The organism is Nocardia sp. NPDC050718, from assembly GCF_040654235.1.
Taxonomy (GTDB): Bacteria; Actinomycetota; Actinomycetes; order Mycobacteriales; family Mycobacteriaceae; genus Nocardia.
Window position 1 is genome coordinate 66,065 of sequence record NZ_JBFAHQ010000001.1, and the last position, 16,464, is coordinate 82,528.

20 protein-coding genes are annotated in these 16,464 nt (G+C 69.7%); 12 read left to right on the top strand and 8 right to left on the bottom strand.

Going from position 1 to position 16,464, the window contains the following annotated elements; all coding sequences use genetic code 11:
- Positions 1 to 25: 25 nt before the first annotated feature.
- A complete protein-coding gene (locus AB0H54_RS00320; RefSeq protein ID WP_355283752.1) occupies positions 26 to 385 on the bottom strand; it encodes a rhodanese-like domain-containing protein in 360 nt (119 codons plus the stop codon).
- 367 nt (positions 386 to 752) lie between these two features.
- On the opposite strand from AB0H54_RS00320, the gene AB0H54_RS00325 reads away from it, so the two are divergent.
- The 4 genes from AB0H54_RS00325 (at position 753) to AB0H54_RS00340 (ending at position 3,897) form a co-directional block, all read left to right on the top strand.
- A complete protein-coding gene (locus AB0H54_RS00325) occupies positions 753 to 1,364 on the top strand; it encodes a hypothetical protein (protein ID WP_355283754.1) in 612 nt (203 codons plus the stop codon).
- A gap of 152 nt (positions 1,365 to 1,516) precedes the next feature.
- A complete protein-coding gene (locus AB0H54_RS00330) occupies positions 1,517 to 2,140 on the top strand; it encodes a superoxide dismutase (protein ID WP_355283756.1) in 624 nt (207 codons plus the stop codon).
- A 156-nt stretch (positions 2,141 to 2,296) separates the two neighbouring features.
- Complete coding sequence (locus tag AB0H54_RS00335) at positions 2,297 to 2,824, top strand: peptidase (protein WP_355283758.1); 528 nt, start codon at positions 2,297 to 2,299, stop codon at positions 2,822 to 2,824.
- Between the two features lie 359 nt (positions 2,825 to 3,183).
- A complete protein-coding gene (locus tag AB0H54_RS00340) occupies positions 3,184 to 3,897 on the top strand; it encodes a TMEM165/GDT1 family protein (RefSeq protein ID WP_357341793.1) in 714 nt (237 codons plus the stop codon).
- On the opposite strand, the gene AB0H54_RS00345 is transcribed toward AB0H54_RS00340, so the two are convergent.
- The gene (locus AB0H54_RS00345) at positions 3,873 to 4,517 is read right to left on the bottom strand and encodes a TetR/AcrR family transcriptional regulator (RefSeq protein WP_355283764.1); all 645 of its coding nucleotides are present in this window, start codon (positions 4,515 to 4,517) and stop codon (positions 3,873 to 3,875) included. The two genes, AB0H54_RS00340 and AB0H54_RS00345, sit on opposite strands and share 25 nt — an antisense overlap.
- A gap of 21 nt (positions 4,518 to 4,538) precedes the next feature.
- Entirely contained in the window at positions 4,539 to 5,417 is an 879-nt protein-coding gene (locus tag AB0H54_RS00350) for an SDR family NAD(P)-dependent oxidoreductase (RefSeq protein ID WP_357341794.1), read from the bottom strand.
- A gap of 153 nt (positions 5,418 to 5,570) precedes the next feature.
- Here AB0H54_RS00350 and AB0H54_RS00355 point away from each other — a divergent pair, with 153 nt between their 5' ends.
- On the top strand, positions 5,571 to 6,338 hold the full coding sequence (locus AB0H54_RS00355; protein ID WP_218716139.1) for an SDR family NAD(P)-dependent oxidoreductase: 768 nt from the start codon (positions 5,571 to 5,573) through the stop codon (positions 6,336 to 6,338).
- A gap of 125 nt (positions 6,339 to 6,463) precedes the next feature.
- On the opposite strand, the gene AB0H54_RS00360 is transcribed toward AB0H54_RS00355, so the two are convergent.
- The 4 genes from AB0H54_RS00360 to AB0H54_RS00375 all read right to left on the bottom strand — a co-directional run bounded on the left by AB0H54_RS00360 (position 6,464) and on the right by AB0H54_RS00375 (position 11,496).
- On the bottom strand, positions 6,464 to 7,282 hold the full coding sequence (locus AB0H54_RS00360; RefSeq protein WP_357341795.1) for a methyltransferase domain-containing protein: 819 nt from the start codon (positions 7,280 to 7,282) through the stop codon (positions 6,464 to 6,466).
- Positions 7,283 to 7,349: 67 nt separating this feature from the next.
- Positions 7,350 to 7,802, bottom strand: a complete 453-nt coding sequence (locus AB0H54_RS00365; RefSeq protein ID WP_357341796.1) for a GNAT family N-acetyltransferase — start codon at positions 7,800 to 7,802, stop codon at positions 7,350 to 7,352.
- Between the two features lie 126 nt (positions 7,803 to 7,928).
- Complete coding sequence (htpG, locus tag AB0H54_RS00370) at positions 7,929 to 9,887, bottom strand: molecular chaperone HtpG (protein WP_357341797.1); 1,959 nt, start codon at positions 9,885 to 9,887, stop codon at positions 7,929 to 7,931.
- A gap of 13 nt (positions 9,888 to 9,900) precedes the next feature.
- Positions 9,901 to 11,496 (bottom strand): TM0106 family RecB-like putative nuclease, encoded by a 1,596-nt coding sequence (locus AB0H54_RS00375; protein ID WP_357344118.1) that lies wholly within the window; start codon positions 11,494 to 11,496, stop codon positions 9,901 to 9,903.
- Between the two features lie 237 nt (positions 11,497 to 11,733).
- Between AB0H54_RS00375 and AB0H54_RS00380 the strand changes: the two genes are divergently transcribed.
- From AB0H54_RS00380 to rraA, 7 genes are all read left to right on the top strand, one after another.
- Complete coding sequence (locus tag AB0H54_RS00380) at positions 11,734 to 12,408, top strand: DUF6474 family protein (RefSeq protein WP_357341798.1); 675 nt, start codon at positions 11,734 to 11,736, stop codon at positions 12,406 to 12,408.
- Between the two features lie 7 nt (positions 12,409 to 12,415).
- Positions 12,416 to 12,937, top strand: a complete 522-nt coding sequence (locus AB0H54_RS00385) for a hypothetical protein (RefSeq protein WP_357341799.1) — start codon at positions 12,416 to 12,418, stop codon at positions 12,935 to 12,937.
- Between the two features lie 41 nt (positions 12,938 to 12,978).
- The gene (locus AB0H54_RS00390; RefSeq protein WP_357341800.1) at positions 12,979 to 13,629 is read left to right on the top strand and encodes a YcnI family protein; all 651 of its coding nucleotides are present in this window, start codon (positions 12,979 to 12,981) and stop codon (positions 13,627 to 13,629) included.
- A 98-nt stretch (positions 13,630 to 13,727) separates the two neighbouring features.
- A complete protein-coding gene (locus AB0H54_RS00395; protein WP_357344120.1) occupies positions 13,728 to 14,204 on the top strand; it encodes a copper resistance CopC family protein in 477 nt (158 codons plus the stop codon).
- Positions 14,205 to 14,210: 6 nt separating this feature from the next.
- The gene (locus AB0H54_RS00400; protein ID WP_357341801.1) at positions 14,211 to 15,155 is read left to right on the top strand and encodes a CopD family protein; all 945 of its coding nucleotides are present in this window, start codon (positions 14,211 to 14,213) and stop codon (positions 15,153 to 15,155) included.
- A 36-nt stretch (positions 15,156 to 15,191) separates the two neighbouring features.
- Complete coding sequence (locus AB0H54_RS00405; RefSeq protein WP_355283786.1) at positions 15,192 to 15,647, top strand: SRPBCC family protein; 456 nt, start codon at positions 15,192 to 15,194, stop codon at positions 15,645 to 15,647.
- A 13-nt stretch (positions 15,648 to 15,660) separates the two neighbouring features.
- Positions 15,661 to 16,149, top strand: a complete 489-nt coding sequence (gene rraA / locus AB0H54_RS00410) for a ribonuclease E activity regulator RraA (protein WP_030201693.1) — start codon at positions 15,661 to 15,663, stop codon at positions 16,147 to 16,149.
- Positions 16,150 to 16,174: 25 nt separating this feature from the next.
- Here rraA and AB0H54_RS00415 read toward each other — a convergent pair whose 3' ends face one another.
- The gene (locus AB0H54_RS00415) at positions 16,175 to 16,396 is read right to left on the bottom strand and encodes an RNA-binding S4 domain-containing protein (protein ID WP_218716112.1); all 222 of its coding nucleotides are present in this window, start codon (positions 16,394 to 16,396) and stop codon (positions 16,175 to 16,177) included.
- Between the last annotated feature and the right edge of the window lie 68 nt (positions 16,397 to 16,464).

Here is a 16,464-nt window from a genome sequence, read left to right on the forward strand (position 1 = left end):
ACTCACCCGCGCACCCCGTTCCGGACTAGTAGATCTTGGCTTCGTGCTCGCCGTCGGCGACCACCGGACGGCCGGTCTGCTGCCAGGCCACCATGCCGCCCGCCACGTTCACCGCCTCGTACCCGATATGGGCCAGATACTTGACGACCTCGATCGAGCGCCCGCCCTGCCTGCACACCACGTACACCTCGGCGTCGATGTCGATCTCGTCGAGCCGGGCGGGCACGTCGACCATCGGGATGTGGATCGCGCCGGGCGCGTGCCCGAGCTCCCACTCGTCGGGTTCGCGCACGTCGAGCAGCTGGGCGCCGGCGGCCGGTTCGGCGTGGTCGAACGCGGCGGGTACCGCACCCACCGGCACCGTGGGCACATCGGAGCTCGTCACGCCTCGATCCTGCCATGCCGGAAGCGAGGCCGGGCGGGGCAATGCGCGGTCTGTGGATGGATGCCGGTTATCCACAGAATCCACAACTTGATCCACAGGTCCCAGCTATCGGTCAGCACACAATCATGAGGCGGGGGCTATCAGCCGAGGTGCGTCGCGCGAAGTCAGCGGCGGAACGGCCGATCCGGGACTCCCCTCCATGTCATCCCGGAGCGGCCGTTCGCCGCTGACGTCGGGATTCCGACCTCCCATCGGTCCCGACATCTACTTGGACGCGAGCCGGACCGTTTCGGTTCCATAAAAACGACATCACTAGAGAAAATCCTAAATCCTGGGATCTGGGCGGGCCGATCGGTAGCCTGAGCGCATGAACGTGAGCAGGGGGCTACTCGACAGTTTCGACATCAACGGCCTGAATACCGCTTTGTCCGAATCAACCTGTCTCGGAGTAGAGGTGGACGCCGCCGCGGGGCGGCTGCAGCTCGCTCTCGAGGTGCTGACGCTACCCGCCGACGGCGAGACGCCGATCGACACCAAAGTCCTGCTCACCTTCACCGGAGTCACCCGGGTGGCGGCGTCGCTGCGCATCCAGCGCTGGGACGACATCGACGCCCGCGTCCTCCCCCTCACCCTCGAGCAGCTCGACGAGGCCATCGAGAGTTTCGGTGGCGGCGGGCTGCACGGCTGGGAATTCATCGACCTCGACGACAGCGGCTGGACCCTGTGGAGCGAGCTGCTCAGCTTCGACACCGTGCTCGACAACCGGATCGCGGCGCACGTCATCGAGTTCTCCCAGGAAGAGGGCATCGACCCGCGCGAGCTCGACGTCCGCGTCTGGTTCGACCGGATCACCGTGACCGACCCGGCGGGCCGGGAGATCCCGATGGCCGAGTTCATCGCGGGCGGCAAGCGCTGGTGGGCCGCCCACGATTCCGGCGACCTGCGGGCCTCCAAGGCCGACGTCGCACCGCCGCTGTAGCCACCCGCCCGCGGACACCCGGTTTTCCTCCGGCGTGATTCGAAGGGAATGCAGGGCCGACCGTGCGGGGTTGCATCGAGCGGGTGTACGAATGATGGTTGGTGTGCTCGTCCGACTGGGCGCACACAGCCCGACATACGGAAAGGGACATCGTGGCCGTCTACACGCTGCCGGAACTGGACTACGACTTCGGCGCACTGGAGCCGCACATCTCCGGTCAGATCAACGAGATCCACTACACCAAGCACCACGCCGCCTACGTCGCCGGCGCCAACAAGGCGCTGGAGCAGCTCGAAGAGGCCCGCGAGAGCGGCGACCTGGCGAACATCCTGCTGCTGGAGAAGAACCTGGCGTTCCACCTGGGTGGTCACTACAACCACTCCGTCTGGTGGAAGAACCTCTCCCCCAACGGTGGCGACCAGCCCGACGGTGACCTCGCCGCCGCGATCGCCGACCAGTTCGGTTCGTTCGACAAGTTCCGCGCGCAGTTCACCGCTGCCGCGAACGGCCTGCAGGGCTCCGGCTGGGCCGTCCTGGGTTACGACACCCTGGGCCAGAAGCTGCTGACCTTCCAGCTGTACGACCAGCAGGCCAACGTGCCGACCGGCATCATCCCGCTGCTGCAGGTCGACATGTGGGAGCACGCCTTCTACCTGCAGTACAAGAACGTCAAGGCCGACTACGTGACCGCGTTCTGGAACGTCGTCAACTGGGCCGACGTGCAGGACCGCTTCGCCCGCGCCGTGTCGCAGGGCAAGGGCCTGATCTTCGGCTGAGAAGAAGCCCTCGACGGGCCCGGACGCGGTTTCGCCGCGTCCGGGCCCGTTGTCTTTTTGCCCGATTAGCACTCATTGGTACTTGTGTGCCAGATGGGTTCGGGGCTATTCCTGGGATACCGGGCAGCGCAGCCCCCGGATAGTCGGGAGGCCATCATGACGACACACGGTCCGATCGGGATCACGCCCTTCCAGGCGCGCGGTCACCTCCAGGGATTCGTGGTTTCGGGCCGCTGGCCGGATACCACCAAGGAATGGGCGCAGGTCCTGGTGCTCGCCGTCCGGGTGGCCTCGATGCCCGGCCTGCTGACGACCTCGACGGTGTTCGGGGTGCGCGAGGAGCTGCCCGACGATCCGGAACCGGGCACGGTCGGACTGGTGCTGGCCGAGGGGCCGGTGCTGGGCGAGGAAGCGATCCAGCCCGGCCGGTTCGCCGCGCACGTGCCGCCCGCGCTGCTGATGCTGCATCCGCCGTCGGAGACCCGGCCGTCGCTGCCCGAGTGCACCGGCGCCGCCTCGGGCTGTGTGCTGCTGCCCGGCGTGCCGCATCTGGGTCTCGAGCACCGCGCGGCCTGGGCCGAGGCCGAGCTCGACGGCACGGTCACCTCGCTGGTGAGCCGGGTCGGGATGGATCTGATCAGCGATCCCGACACCGCCGTGCTGGCGATGTTGCTGGCGGCCTGAGGCTTTCGCGACCGAGGTCTGGCGAACGCTCGGCAACGGGCGTCCGCGACCCGGAATTCAGGGATACCGAACTATTCGGGCCGCACAGCCAAACTTACTGCGGCCATTGCGATTTCGCTCATAAGGAGTTGGCATCCCGACAGCTATCGGGCTAGGGTGGACAGCAGCGAAGGGGAGTAGCCCGCAATCGCGCAGTCGACATACTGATCGGCGCCACATTCGGCGCGGTCCGGCTGCGTGAACCGGTCACCACCGGTGGGCGAGACCTTCGGCCACGAACCGATCCGTCGACCGGTGTGGCTGGAGGCGCACCCGTTTCTTCAGCCGCAGGCCGGAGTACCACCCTGGGAGCTGAATTCATGATCGCCACGATCCTGCTGAGCTTCGGCGTGCTCTTCCTCGCCGAGCTGGGCGACAAATCGCAGCTGATGGCGCTCACCTTCTCGCTGCGCTATCGCTGGTGGGTGGTGCTGTCCGGCATCACCGTCGCCAGTGTCGCCGTCAATCTGATCGCCGCCGGTGTCGGACATTTCCTCGGCACCGCGCTGCCCGCGAACGCCATCGCCGTCGTCACCGCGCTCACGCTGCTGGTCGTCGGCCTGTGGACGCTGCGCGACGCCATCGGCTCCGGTGCGGACAGCGACGACGCGCCCCCGCCCAGCACGCGCAACGCCTTCCTGGTCGTCATCTCCGCCTTCATGCTCGCCGAACTCGGCGACCGCACCATGTTCGCCGCCGCCGCCCTGGCCTCCAAGAACGGCTGGCTGGCGGTGTGGATCGGCTCGACCCTCGGCATGGTCGCGGCGGGCGCCCTGGCGATCCTGGTCGGCAAGCTCGCGGGCAAGCACCTGCCCGAACGCGGCATCGCCTTCGCCTCCGGCCTGCTGTTCCTGTTCTTCGCCGCCAAGACGATCCTCGACGCGTTCGTCCCCGGCCTAGGCGGCTGGGGTTCTACCGGCCTGGCGCTGGCCGTCCCGGCCGTGGTCGGCCTCGGGATCGGCGCCTGGCGGTTCACCCGGCCCGGCAGGACCGCCGCGCCGATCGCGGATCAGCCGGCGAACGCGTTGCCGTAGACGGCACCCGAGCGGCGGGCCAGGTCGATCAGCGGTTCCTTCAGCGCGCGCAGGCCCTCCAGGTCGTCGGCGGCGATCTTGCCGGTGACCATGGCGCCGATGGCGGCGGCCAGGGTGGCGCAGGCGAACTGCTGCTCGTCGGTCTGGGCGCCGAGCATGGCGGCGACGACCGCGACGAAGCGGCTCTGCAGTTCCATCCTGGCCTGGACCGCCGACGGCCCGACCGCGTACACCTCCATCAGGAACAGCCTGGCCGAGGCCGGATCGTCGATCATGTGGTCGAAGTAGGCGGTGAGGATCGCGTCCATTCTGGTGAACGCGTCGGCGTCGGCGGTGTCGGCGATGACGCCCTGCAGCCGCCCGGCCAGCAGGCCGGAGACCCGGTCGAAGGCCGCGGCGAAGCAGTCCTCCTTGGAGCGGAACAGCTCGTAGAACGTCTCGCGGGAGACCCCGGCCCGTTTGAGCACCGCCGCCACCGGCGTGCCGACGTAGCCGCCTTCGGTCATCGCCTCGCCCATCGCGACGAGGATGCGTTCCCGCTGGGAGGCGACCACTTCCTCACGCGAGAGGTGGTGCCGTCCGCGCGGGAGCTGGCGCAGGGTGGATGCCGAATCGCTCATCGTCGAACTCCGTGCTCGAGGTCAGGCTTGCCGTTCCATTCTGCGTGGTCGGGCAGGCTGGGTGGTGGTGAAGGGGGCGTCCTCGGTGCGCGCGATCTCGATCGCGCGAGCGACCCGGTTGCCGAGCAACCGCTGCACCAGCTGCTGCGCCAAGGGTCGCACCGGCAGCACGAGCGAGACCCACCAGGGTGAGACGACGCTCTTGCGCCTGCGCGCGATCGCCCGGACCAATGCGTCCACGGCAGGCCCGATCGGCGAGGTGCCGGTCAGGCTGATCTCACGCAGGCCGGTGTGTGCCGCCGCGGTGCCGAAGCCGCGCCGGGTCATCTCGGTGTCGATCTCGGCGAAGTAGCTGACGCCGACGCGCGCGCCGGTCGGGCGCAGCTCGCAGCGCAGGGTGCCCGCCAGCGACTCGACCGCGGCCGCCGAGGCGCTGTAGGCGCCGGCCAGCGGCAACTGCACCGCCGTGGAGATCGACGACATCATCAGTACGTAGCCGCCGGGACGGGCCAGATGCGGGCCGGCGGCCTGCACGGCGTACGCGACGCCGAGCACGTTGACCGCGAGGGTCTCCTCCAGCACGCTCGGGTCGCCGCCGATCATCGGCATCTGCTTGGCGATGCCCGCGTTGGCGACGAGCACGTCGAGTCCGCCGAGTTCGGCGACCAGCGCCTCGACCACCCGGTCGACCTGGGCGCGGTCAGCCACGTCGCAGTAGCGCCACGGGGCGTCGCCGCATTCCGCGGCCACCTCCGCCAGCAGTTCCGGTTCCAGTCCGAGCAGGGCGACGTGGGCGCCCTGCGCGGTGAGCTTGCGGGCGAGTGCGGCCCCGATACCGCGAGCTGCCCCGGTGATCAGGACCTTGCGTCCGGCCACCGTCGGAGCGGCGAACGATCTCATGAACGCACGTTACCACCGGAAAACAGCCCTGTTCGCTGGTATTTTCGCAGCTGATCCGGCAGCGTCGGTGGGCGTGATGGGCACCTCACCGGAAACCCGCTAGGGTGCCAATTGACGAAGTGCCAACTAGCAGTCATGAACGAGAGGACCATCGTGGAGATTTCGGGTTCCGCCGCCATCGTCACCGGAGGCGCATCCGGCCTCGGTGCCGCGACCGCCAAGCGTCTGGCCGACGCGGGCGCCACCGTCTTCGGTCTCGACGTCCCGGCGTCGATCGAGCGCGCCGGCGACAACGTCCCCGCGGGTGTCACCCTGATCGCGGCCGATGTGACCAGCGGCGACGAGGTCGCCGCCGCGATCGCCCAGATCACCGAGGGCCCCGCCCCGCTGCGCATCGTGGTCAACTGCGCCGGTGTCGGCTGGGCCGGTCGCATCCTGTCCAAGAACGGCCCGCACGACCTCGAGCTGTTCCGCACCGTCATCACCGTGAACCTGCTCGGCACGTTCAACGTGATGCGTCTGGCCGCCGACGCCATCGCCAAGACCGAGCCGGTCGACGAGTACGGCCAGCGCGGCGTGGTCATCAACACCGCGTCGGTCGCGGCGTTCGAGGGCCAGATCGGCCAGATCGCCTACTCCGCGTCCAAGGGTGGCGTGCACGGCATGACCGTCCCCGCCGCGCGCGACCTCGCCCAGTTCGGCATCCGCGTGAACACCATCGCCCCCGGCATCATCGACACCCCGATGCTGGCCGGCGTCACCGAGGAGTACCGCAAGGGCCTCGAGGCGGGCGTCCCGTTCCCGTCGCGCCTCGGCCGCCCCGACGAGTACGCCCAGCTCGTCGAGTACATCGCGAGCCACGACTACCTGAACGGCGAGACCATCCGCATGGATGGCGCCCTGCGTATGGCCCCGCGCTAGGACGCTCCCCCGCGACTTTCGCCGATCGGGACCACCTCGTCGGTTGACCGATCCATGCGGCCGTCGCGGAGTACGAGCCATCGAATAACTGCCCGCTGCCGGTTTCGGCGTCGGGCAGTTGTCGTTCAGGCCGCGGGGACCGTGCCGACGCCGAAGAGGGCCGTGGTGAACAGCGGTGTGTTCGCGCGGTAGGTGACCGTGAGGTGCTCGATGGCCGCCTCGGTGCGGCGCTCCCATTCCGCTTCGCCCACTTCGTGTCTGAGCGTGGTCAGTGGGGCACTGCTGCGGGTCATGGTGTCCCACAGCGCCGCCGCGTCCGGGAAGTGGACCTCGACGGTGTGCGGGCGGATCGTCACCGCCTCGAATCCGGCGGCGCGCAGCTCGGCCTCGAAGACGGCCGGGTTCTCCAGGCCGCGCGCGTTCGGCTGCGGCAGTGCGGCATTCGGGTCGCCCGCGGTCAGCGCACCGTAGAGCGCGCGCATCAGCGAGGAGTCGACGGCGGGCGCCCAGGCGGTGACGACCGCGGTGGCACCGGGGCGCAGTACCCGGCGGAGCTCGGCGAAACCCCGCGGCCGGTCGGCGAAGAACATGAGGCCGAACAGGGAGAATCCGGCGTCGAAGCGGCCGTCCGGATACGGCAGGTCCTGGCCGTCGCCGACCTGCGCGGTGATCGTGGTGTGCCCGGCGAGTTCGGCCGCCGCCGTGAGCTGTTCGATCATCGGGGCCGAGACATCGATCGCGTCGACCCGCGCGCCCTTGGCCGCCGCCGCGAGACTGAGCAGCCCCGTTCCGGCCGCGACGTCGACGATCACGGAATACGTTCCCGGCGTCACCAATTCGAGCGCGCGCTCCGCGAACGGACCGAGCACGGTCGCCGCCGCCGCGGCGTACCCTTCGGCCACCAGATCCCACGGCTGTGCCGTGACCGACGTCCCCTCCGACATGTCCGACCGTTCCTCTCGCTCCGCGATCGATGCCGCGACCAGACTACGTTTTTCGCCTCGTACGGTGTCAGAGAGTGCGTTCGAAGGTGATCAGCGCGCGGCCGGGACCGTTGTAGTCGGGGACCGGGCCGGTGACGGTGAAGCCGAGGCTGCGATGGAAATCGATCGAGGTGAAATTGGCCGGAGCGGTGATGGCGGTGACCACCTTGCGGCCGTCGGCCCTGGCCAGCTCGAAGAATTCGTCGTAGAGGGTGCGGCCGAGCCCGACCTTGCGGGCATCGGGACGCACACCGACGAAATGGATATAGGCCGCGTCGGGATCGGACGGGGAACCGAAACCGATGAGGAAACCGGAGATTCCGTCCTCGTCGGTCGCCACCAGGCTGGTGCGATGGAAGTGGTCGAGGAACAACCTCGGCAGGCTCGGGACCACGGTTCTGCCCCACCAGTGATCGACCACCCCGATCAGGCCGTCGTAGTCACCGGGCCGCGCCCGGCGGATCACATGCCCCGCCGCCATCCCTCCATAGTGCGGCTTGCGGGGCCGGTCGGCACCCGTATTCCGCACAGCGAGTGCAGCCCTTGTCCGCGAACCACGATGGCCGCTCCGGACGAGCGGCCATCGTGGGTGCGTGTTCGAGCTTCCTCAGACGGTGCGGGTCAGGCGCTCCGTCAACAGCTGCGCGAAACGAGCCGGATCCTTGAGTTCGCCGCCCTCGGCGAGAACCGCGGTGCCGTAGAGCAGTTCGGCGGTCTCGGCGAGCTCGGGCACCTTGCCCTCGTCGGCATCGGACTTGCGCGCGTCGTAGGCGTCGCGCAGGCCGGTGACCAGCGGGTGGGTCGGGTTGAGCTCGAGGATGCGCTTGGATTCCGGCAGCGCTTGGCCCGAGGCGCGGTACATGCGCTCGAGCATCGGGGTGAAGTCGAAGACGTCACCGACCAGGCAGGCCGGGGAGGTGGTGAGCCGGTTGGTCAGGCGCACCTCCTTGGCGACCTCGTCGAGGGTCGAGCCGAGCCAGGTGAGCAGATCGGCGAAGTCCTTGTCCTGCTGCTCGCGCAGGGCCTCGGTCTCCTTCTTCTCGTCCTCGGTCTCCAGGTCGACCTCGCCCTTGGCGATCGACTGGAACTTCTTGCCGTCGAACTCCGGCACCGAGCCGACCCACATCTCGTCGACCGGATCGGTCAGCACCAGCACCTCGCGGCCCTTGGCCTTGAACGCCTCCAGGTGCGGCGAGTTCTCCACCTGCGCACGGCTTTCGCCGGTCATGTAGTAGATCGCGTCCTGGCCCTCCGGCATCCGCTCGACGTACTGCTTCAACGTCGTGAGCTCGGAGTCCGAGGCGGTCGAGGCGAAAGACGAGACGGTGAGCAGGGTTTCGCGGTTGTCGGTGTCGGAGAGCAAGCCCTCCTTGAGCACCCGGCCGAACTGGGTCCAGAAGGTCTGGTACTTCGTCTGGTCCTCGGCGCCCTGCAGGTCCTTGACCGTCGACAACACCTTCTTGACCAGGCGCTTGCGGATCATCTGGATCTGGCGGTCCTGCTGCAGGATCTCGCGGGAGACGTTGAGCGAGAGGTCCTGCGCGTCCACCACACCCTTGACGAAGCGCAGGTACTCCGGCATCAGCTCTTCGCAGTTGTCCATGATGAACACCCGGCGCACATAGAGCTGCACGCCGCGCTTGTGCTCACGGGTGAACAGGTCGAACGGCGCGGTCGACGGGACGAACAGCAGGGCCTGGTACTCGAAGGTGCCCTCGGCCTTCATCGGGATGATCTCGAGCGGCTCGTCCCAGGCGTGGCTGACGTGGTGGTAGAACTCCTTGTACTCCTCGTCGGTCACCTCGCTGCGCGGCCTGGTCCACAGCGCCTTCTGCGAGTTGAGGGTCTGGTCCTCGACGATGGTCTTCTCGACCTTGTCCTCGCCCTCGCCCTCCATCACCGTGCGCTCGACCTGCATGCGGATCGGCCAGGCGATGAAATCGGAGTACTTGTTGACGATCTCGCGCAGCTTCCATTCCTGCGTGTAGTCGAAGAGGTGATCGTCCTCGTCGGCGGGCTTGAGCTCGAGGGTGACCGAGGTGCCCTGCGGCGCGTCGGCGACGGTGTCGATCTCGTAGGTAGAACTGCCCGCGGCGGCGTTCCAGCGGGTGCCCTCGGCCTCGCCCGCCTTGCGGGTGGTGAGCGTGACCCGGTCGGCGACCATGAAGGTGGAGTAGAAGCCGATGCCGAACTGGCCGATCAGCTCCTCGGCGGCGGCGTCGGACTTGGCCTCGGTGAGCTTGCGGCGCAGCTCGGCGGTGCCGGACTTGGCGAGGGTGCCGATCAGATCGATCACCTCGGCGCGGGACATGCCGATGCCGTTGTCACGAACCGTCAGGATGCGCTTGTCGGCGTCGACCTCGAGCTCGATGCGCAGGTCGGAGGTGTCGGCGACGAGATCCTTGTCCTGGAACGTGGCCAGCTTCAGCTTGTCCAGCGCGTCGGAGGCGTTCGAGATCAGCTCCCGCAGGAACGTGTCTTTGTTGGAGTAGACCGAGTGGATCATCAGCTCCAGCAGCTGGTGGGTCTCGGCCTGGAACTCGAGGGTTTCGACATGCTCTGTCACGCCCCCGATCGTATTACCGCCCGAAATCCGCCAGGGAGGGAACCTCGTCGGCGGCGCGCTCGGTCATCCAGCCGCGCAGGACCTGGGTGGCGCGCACGTCGTCCTCGTTGTATTCGAACAGGCGGGTGCGCTGGGACAGGTCGGATTCGGCGTCGTAGCCGACGGCGCGGCGGTACCAGCCCATCGAGGCCTCGCCGCCCGCCTCCGGGTCGCGCCAGGCGAAGCCGGCGACCGGGGCGATCTTCTTCAGGCCCTTGCCGTTGGGGCAGATGAACTGGTCGGTGACGGCCTGGAACATGTCGACCCACTCGGGCGAATCGACGAACGCGCGCACCTGCTCGTGCGTCGGCACACCCGGCCTGCCCGCGAAGCGGCGGGCCGACTCGTAGAGCCACTTGTCCTCGGCGGTGCGGGAGTAGCAGTAGGCGGCGAAGGTCTTGCCCGCGGCGTGGGCCTCGGCCCGCACGCCCATGAGCCAGGTCCAGAACTCGCCGAACGAGCGGCCCTCGTCCTCGGTGGGCAGCGGGTCCCAGGTGACGAACGGCCGGTAGACGTCGTCGAGCAGGGTGCCCCACAGGTAGGCGCCGTCCTCCTGGTAGCTCTCCAGGTCGACGTCGACCTCCACGTCGGCGCGGCGCACGCTCACCGTGTCGAAGCGGCGCACCAGCGGCGCGCCCTCGATCCAGGCGCGGGCGGTGACCACGGTCTCGGAGAACGGGCCGTGCTGCCAGTCCTCCGGGTCGTCGCCGGTCCAGGCGGCCAGCTCGTCGACGGTCTGCACGCCGTGTACCCGCAGCACGTCGGCCCGGGAGCCGGGCGCGACCAGGCTGACATCGCGCATCAGCGCCAGCTGCCCCTCGCAACTCGGCGCACCGTCGGCGCCGCGCACCCACCACGGGCACTGCCTGCACTCGGGCACCTTCGACGGCTGGGTCGGCAGCTCGCCGCGCACCACCGCGATCCGGTCGCCGTAGCGCTGGTCGTAGTCGGCCAGGACATTGGTCAGGTCGTGCACGAGGATGCGGTCGAAGGCCAGGCCGATCGCGCCGCCGAGCAGGGCCGGGCTGGCCATGCCGTGGCGCTGCAGCATCCGGTACAGATGCGCGAGGCGCTGCTGGTCGCGCGGCTGCGGACGCAGCTTCACGTGCTTGTCGCGGCGGGGCTGCCAGCGGAACAGCTCGGAGGTCAGCGGGTGGAAATCGGCCGGGTCGGGCCTGCGCGGGTCGGTGACCTTGTGGTTGACCACGATGATCGGGATATAGCCGCCGCGATCGTCGTCACGGAGCAGGAACTCGGCGCCGCCGCGACGGCCGGTATCGGGTTCCTGCGGCAGCAGCCCACCCCAGATGCGGGCGGCGCCCGCCTCCATGGCGGCCATCGTCGCCGCGGCCTTCTCCCCCGCGCGCAGCCGTGGGTCGATCACCACCCACTCGGCGGGTGCGGCGGCGACCAGCTCGTCGCGGACCTTGAGCCGGTGCGCGGCGGCGGCCTCGCGGCGCTGCTGGACGCCCGGATCCTCCCTGACCTCGGCGATGGTGCCCGGATGCTCGGCGTCCAGGCGCAGGCGATGCCTGCACCCGATCAGCGAGCGCGCGTCCAGGAAGGCGATCCGGGACTCGGCGACCCCGGTGTCGGTACCTCGATCGAGCGCAGCGGAAGCGGGGGCCGGGCGATGCACCGGCCCGCCGTCGAAGTCGTCCTCGGCTGCACGCACGCAAGCAGTATGGTCCCTCCCCCCGACACAATGCCCAATCGCTACCCTCATCCCACTACGCTACGAAGTACGGCAGGCCGCTACCCCGGCACTGCCTCATGACTTGGCGAGCATGACGGAGGGCCTGATCTCATGGGGTTGTTCAGCAAGCGCAAGCGGCGGCCGAGCCGACGCGCTGAGGCGAAGGCGCTCAAGCACAAAGCGGCCGTTGAGGCCAAACTCGGCGCCAAGAACGAGCGCAAGGCCGCCAAGGCGGGCGAACGCACCACCCGCCGCGCGGCCAAGGCACAGGCCAGGACCGAGGCCAAGGTGGCCAAGGCGCAAATCGCGACCCTGCAGGCCGAGGAGAAGGCCGCCCAGAAGCTGGCGGCGAAGGCCGACCGCGAGCTGTTCAGCGCGAGCCAGATCCGCAAGTACATCGGCGTCGCCCGGGTACTGGTCCCGGTGCTCACGCCGCTGGCCTACCGGGGCGCCACCTACGTCCGGGGCCAGCTCGACGCCCGCAAGGCGCAGCAGCTCGGCATCGGGCTCGACCAGCTGGGCGAGTTCAGCGGCCACGGCGCACGCCTGCAGGCCCGCATCACCAACACCGAGAGCGCGCTCGACAAGGTCGCCGCCGACGCCCCCGGTGACGCCGACACCAAGAAGTTCGTCGAGGCCGCCCGGTCCCGGCTGACCGACCTGACCGTCGCGGTGAACACCGCCGAGCAGATGCCCGCCGCGCGCCGCAAGGCCGTGCACGCGTCCATCTCGTCCGAGCTGGGTGTGCTGGAGACCGACGCGCTCGCCCGGCTCGGCGTGCGCTGATCCCGTCGTGACCACGCCGCAGCTCACCACCCGCCTGCGCGGGGGTGGCTGCGGCGTACTCGTCGGCGCGCTGGCCGTCGCCGCGCACGGGAGCGCGGGTGGCGGCGTGCCGCGCTCGTCGGATCTCGCGCTGCTGCTGCTGGTTTCGCTCGGTGCGGGCGTCATCGCGAGTGGGCCGCGCGGGCGGTCGGCCGCGCCGATGGCCCGGGCCTGCGCGGCGCTGCTCGGTGGGCAGTGGGCCGGGCACTTCGCCCTGTCGGCGTCGCTGGATCATCACGACGAGCTGTTCCATCTGCCGAGCGCGCCGATGGTGGCCGCGCACACCGTCGCCGCGTTCGCCTGCGCCGCACTGATTCTCGTCGCCGAGCGGCTGTATCTCGCCGCGTCGGGTGTGATCGCGGTCGTGCTCGGCCCGCCGCCGACCGCCGTCGCCGTCCGCGTGCGGCGCTGGGCCGATCTGGTGCTCGCCGGGCCTGCCGGCCATCCGAGGGGCGCGCGATGTCCGCGCGCGCCGCCGCTGTCCGCCTGATTCACGACGACATCAGCATCTCTTCGGACAGAAGGCATTCCATGCACAACTTCATCACCCGCGGCACCGGGACCGCCGCCATCGCGGCCGGTCTGGTTCTCGCCGCCTGCGGCTCGGCGGCCGCGCACGTGACCGTCGACGCGCCGGGCGCCGCCCAGGGCAAGTACACCGTCGCCACCTTCAAGGTGCCGACCGAATCCGAGACCGCGGCCACCACCGCGCTGCGCGTCACGGTGCCGAACCTGAAAAGCGTTCGCACCGAGCCCATGCCGGGCTGGACGTCCAAGGTCGAGCGCAACGACAAGGGCGAGGCCGTCGCCGTCGCCTGGACCGCCGAGCCGGGCAACCCGGGTGTCGGCCCCGGCCAGTTCCAGCGCTTCGTGCTCTCGCTCGGCCCGCTGCCCGCGCAGGACACGGTGAACTTCCCCGCCACCCAGACCTACAGCGACGGCAAGGTCGTCGCCTGGGATCAGCCGAGCACCGGCGGCGCCGAGCCGGAGCACCCGGCACCGTCGATCACGTTGACCGCCAACGGCGGTAGCGCGGGCGGCGACCACCAGGTCGCGTCCGGCGAGACCAGCCAGAAGGAGACCGATACGGTCGCGCGCTGGCTCGGCGGCCTGGGCCTGGCCCTCGGCCTGTTCGCGGCCGCGCTCGGCCTCGGCCTCGTCTTCCGGTCGCGGCGGTCGTGATGCGGGCCGATCATCTCGTCGCCGACATCAACCGGTCCGCGCGCCGACGCATCGGGCGCCGGGTATTCGCCGTGCTGATCGCCGGCCTGTTCGCCGCGATGTTCGCGGCGGCGGGCACCGCGAGCGCGCATTCCGGCGCCGTGAGCAGCGTGCCCGAGGACGGCTCGACCGTCGAGGTCGGGCCCGCGCGCGCGAGCATCACCTTCAACGAGGAACTGCAGCAGAACTTTCCGTCGCTGACCGTGGTCGGCCCGGACGGTCGCCTGTGGTCGAAGGGCAAGGCGCTCGTCGAAGGCCGCACCGTCAGCGTGGAGCTGGGCGAGCTCGGGCCGGTCGGCGAGTACACCCTCGCGTTCCGGGTCACCTCCGCCGACGGGCATCCGGTCAGCGGGACCCGGCATTTCACGCTGAGCAAGGCGGGCACCGGTACGCCGGGAGCCAAGCCGGGTGAGGACAAGGCCGACGGCGGCGGCGATTCCGGCGGCGGCGTGCCGGTGTGGGTGTTCATCGCCGGTGGTGTCGTGCTGTTCGGCGCCGGCCTCGCGGTCGCGCTGCTGTCCGGCCGCAAGAAGTAGTCCCCCATGACGACCGGTCGCCGGGCACCCGCGACGACGCCGCGGCAGTGGCGGGTCCTGGTGCCGGTCGTGGTGGCCGCCCTGGCCGGGGTGGCGCTGGCGTGGCTGCTGCGCCGCGACGGCGGGTTCCCCTTGGCGGCGTGCGCGCGGGTGCTCGCCGACGGCGCGGGCGCCGTGGTGCTCGGGCTGGCGGCCCTGCCCCGGCTCGACGACCGGCTGCGGGTCGCCTGGCGACCGCTGGCCGCGCTGGCCGGGGTCTGGTTCGCGGCCGAGTTCGCGGTGCTGGTGGCCGAGGCCGCCGACGTGGTCGGCGTGCCGGTGGCCCGGCTCGGCGCCGGCGAGTTCGGCACCTTCCTGGTGAACCTGAGCAGCGGGCAGATCGGCATCGCGATCCTGTTCTGCACCGGCGCGGTGGCCTGCTACGCGGCGCTGGCCTACCGCAGGCCCGACACCGCGTCGGCCGATCTGGTGCTGGTGTTCGCCGCGGTCGCGCTGGCCCTGCGCCCGATCACCGGGCACATGTCCCAGCAGATGTTCGGGTCGGTGCTGGCCGCCATCCACGCGCTGGCCGCGGCGTGCTGGCTCGGGCTGCTGGTGGCTATGGCGGTGGTGCTGCGCACCCGTGGCGGCTGGGCGCGGACCCTGCCGCGCTATTCGGCGCTGGCCGCGCCGTTGATCCTGGCGGTGGCCGCGACCGGGACGATCGACGGGCTGGTGCGCCTCGGCGGGCTGGAGCCGCTGTGGTCGACCGGCTACGGGCGCATCCTGCTGGCGAAGTTCGCCGTCCTGTGCGCGCTGACCGGCCTCGGCTGGTGGTGGCGGCGCAGCTGGGTGCGCCGAGCCGCCGAGCACCGGGTGACCGCCGAGATCTCCCTGCGCAACGCCGCGATCGAGGTCACCGTGATGGGCCTGGCGTTCGGCCTGGCGGCGACCCTGGCGGTCACCGCGTAGCCGGATCGGTCGCGGCCGACCACTAAAGTGGCCGATATGACCGAAGTGAGGATTGTCGAAGACTGCGCCGCGTCCGCCGAGACGGCGTTCGAATACGTCAACGACTACCGTAATCTGCCGCATTTCCTGTACGGCATCGAATCCTTCGTCCCGGTCACCGACCAGACCGACGGGCTCGGCGCGACCTTCGACGGCCACATGAAGCTGGGCCCCGCGTCGCTCAAGTCCCGGGTCGAGGTCGTGAAGTGGGAGAAGGGCCGCGTGATCGGCATCAAGTCGATCAAGGGATTCGAGATCATCTCGACGTTCCACTTCTATCCCAAGGGCGACGCGCTGTGCACCGTCGACGCGACCATCGAGTACTTCGTGCCCGGCGGGATCGCGGGCAAGATGCTCGGCAAGACGATCGAGCCGTTCGTCAAGATCGCGGTGAAGCACACCACAGACAGCCTGGTCAAGGAGATCGCCAAGGCGCATCTCGAAGGCGCCTGACAGAATGCTGGCCATGACCGAATCAGCGAATGTTGTGGCCACCGCCGATCTGGCCGACGAGATCGGCCCCGAGATCCGCAGTTGTGACACCCAGTTCATCCAGTTCGGTGGCCGGGCCGCGTTCGCCGGGCGGATCACCACGATCCGGTGCTTCCAGGACAACCTGCTGGTGAAGCAGACCCTGGGCGAGCCCGGCGAGGGCAAGGTCCTCGTGGTCGACGGCGGCGCGAGCGTGCACACCGCCCTCGTCGGCGACATCATCGCGGGCCGTGGCGTCGACAACGGCTGGGCCGGCGTGATCGTCAACGGCGCGGTGCGCGACTCGGCGATCCTGCGCACCCTCGACATCGGGGTGAAGGCGCTGGGCACCAACCCGCGCAAGAGCACCCAGACCGGCAGCGGCGAGAAGGACGTCACCGTCGAGTTCGGCGGCATCACCTTCGTCCCCGGCGAGATGCTCTACAGCGACCACGACGGCGTCGTGGTCCGCGCCGAGGACTGAGCGTCCGGGGAGGCGGGTGTTCGGGCTAGTTCCCGGACACCCGCACCTTGTGGCCGGCGAGCACGACGACGTCGCCCACCTGTAGTTGCCTACCGCGGCGCAGCTCCACCTCGTCGTTGACCCGGACCAGACCCTGGGCGATCACCGTCTTGGCCTCGGAGCCCGAATCGATCAGGTTGGCCAGTTTCAGGAATTGCCCGAGCTTGATGACCTCGTCATCGATCGGCACATCGACTGGTTCCGACATGGGCTAATACTTACCCCCCTGCGAAAAACCGGTCGCAACCGGCCCCACCACCGGACCGCGTGACGAAC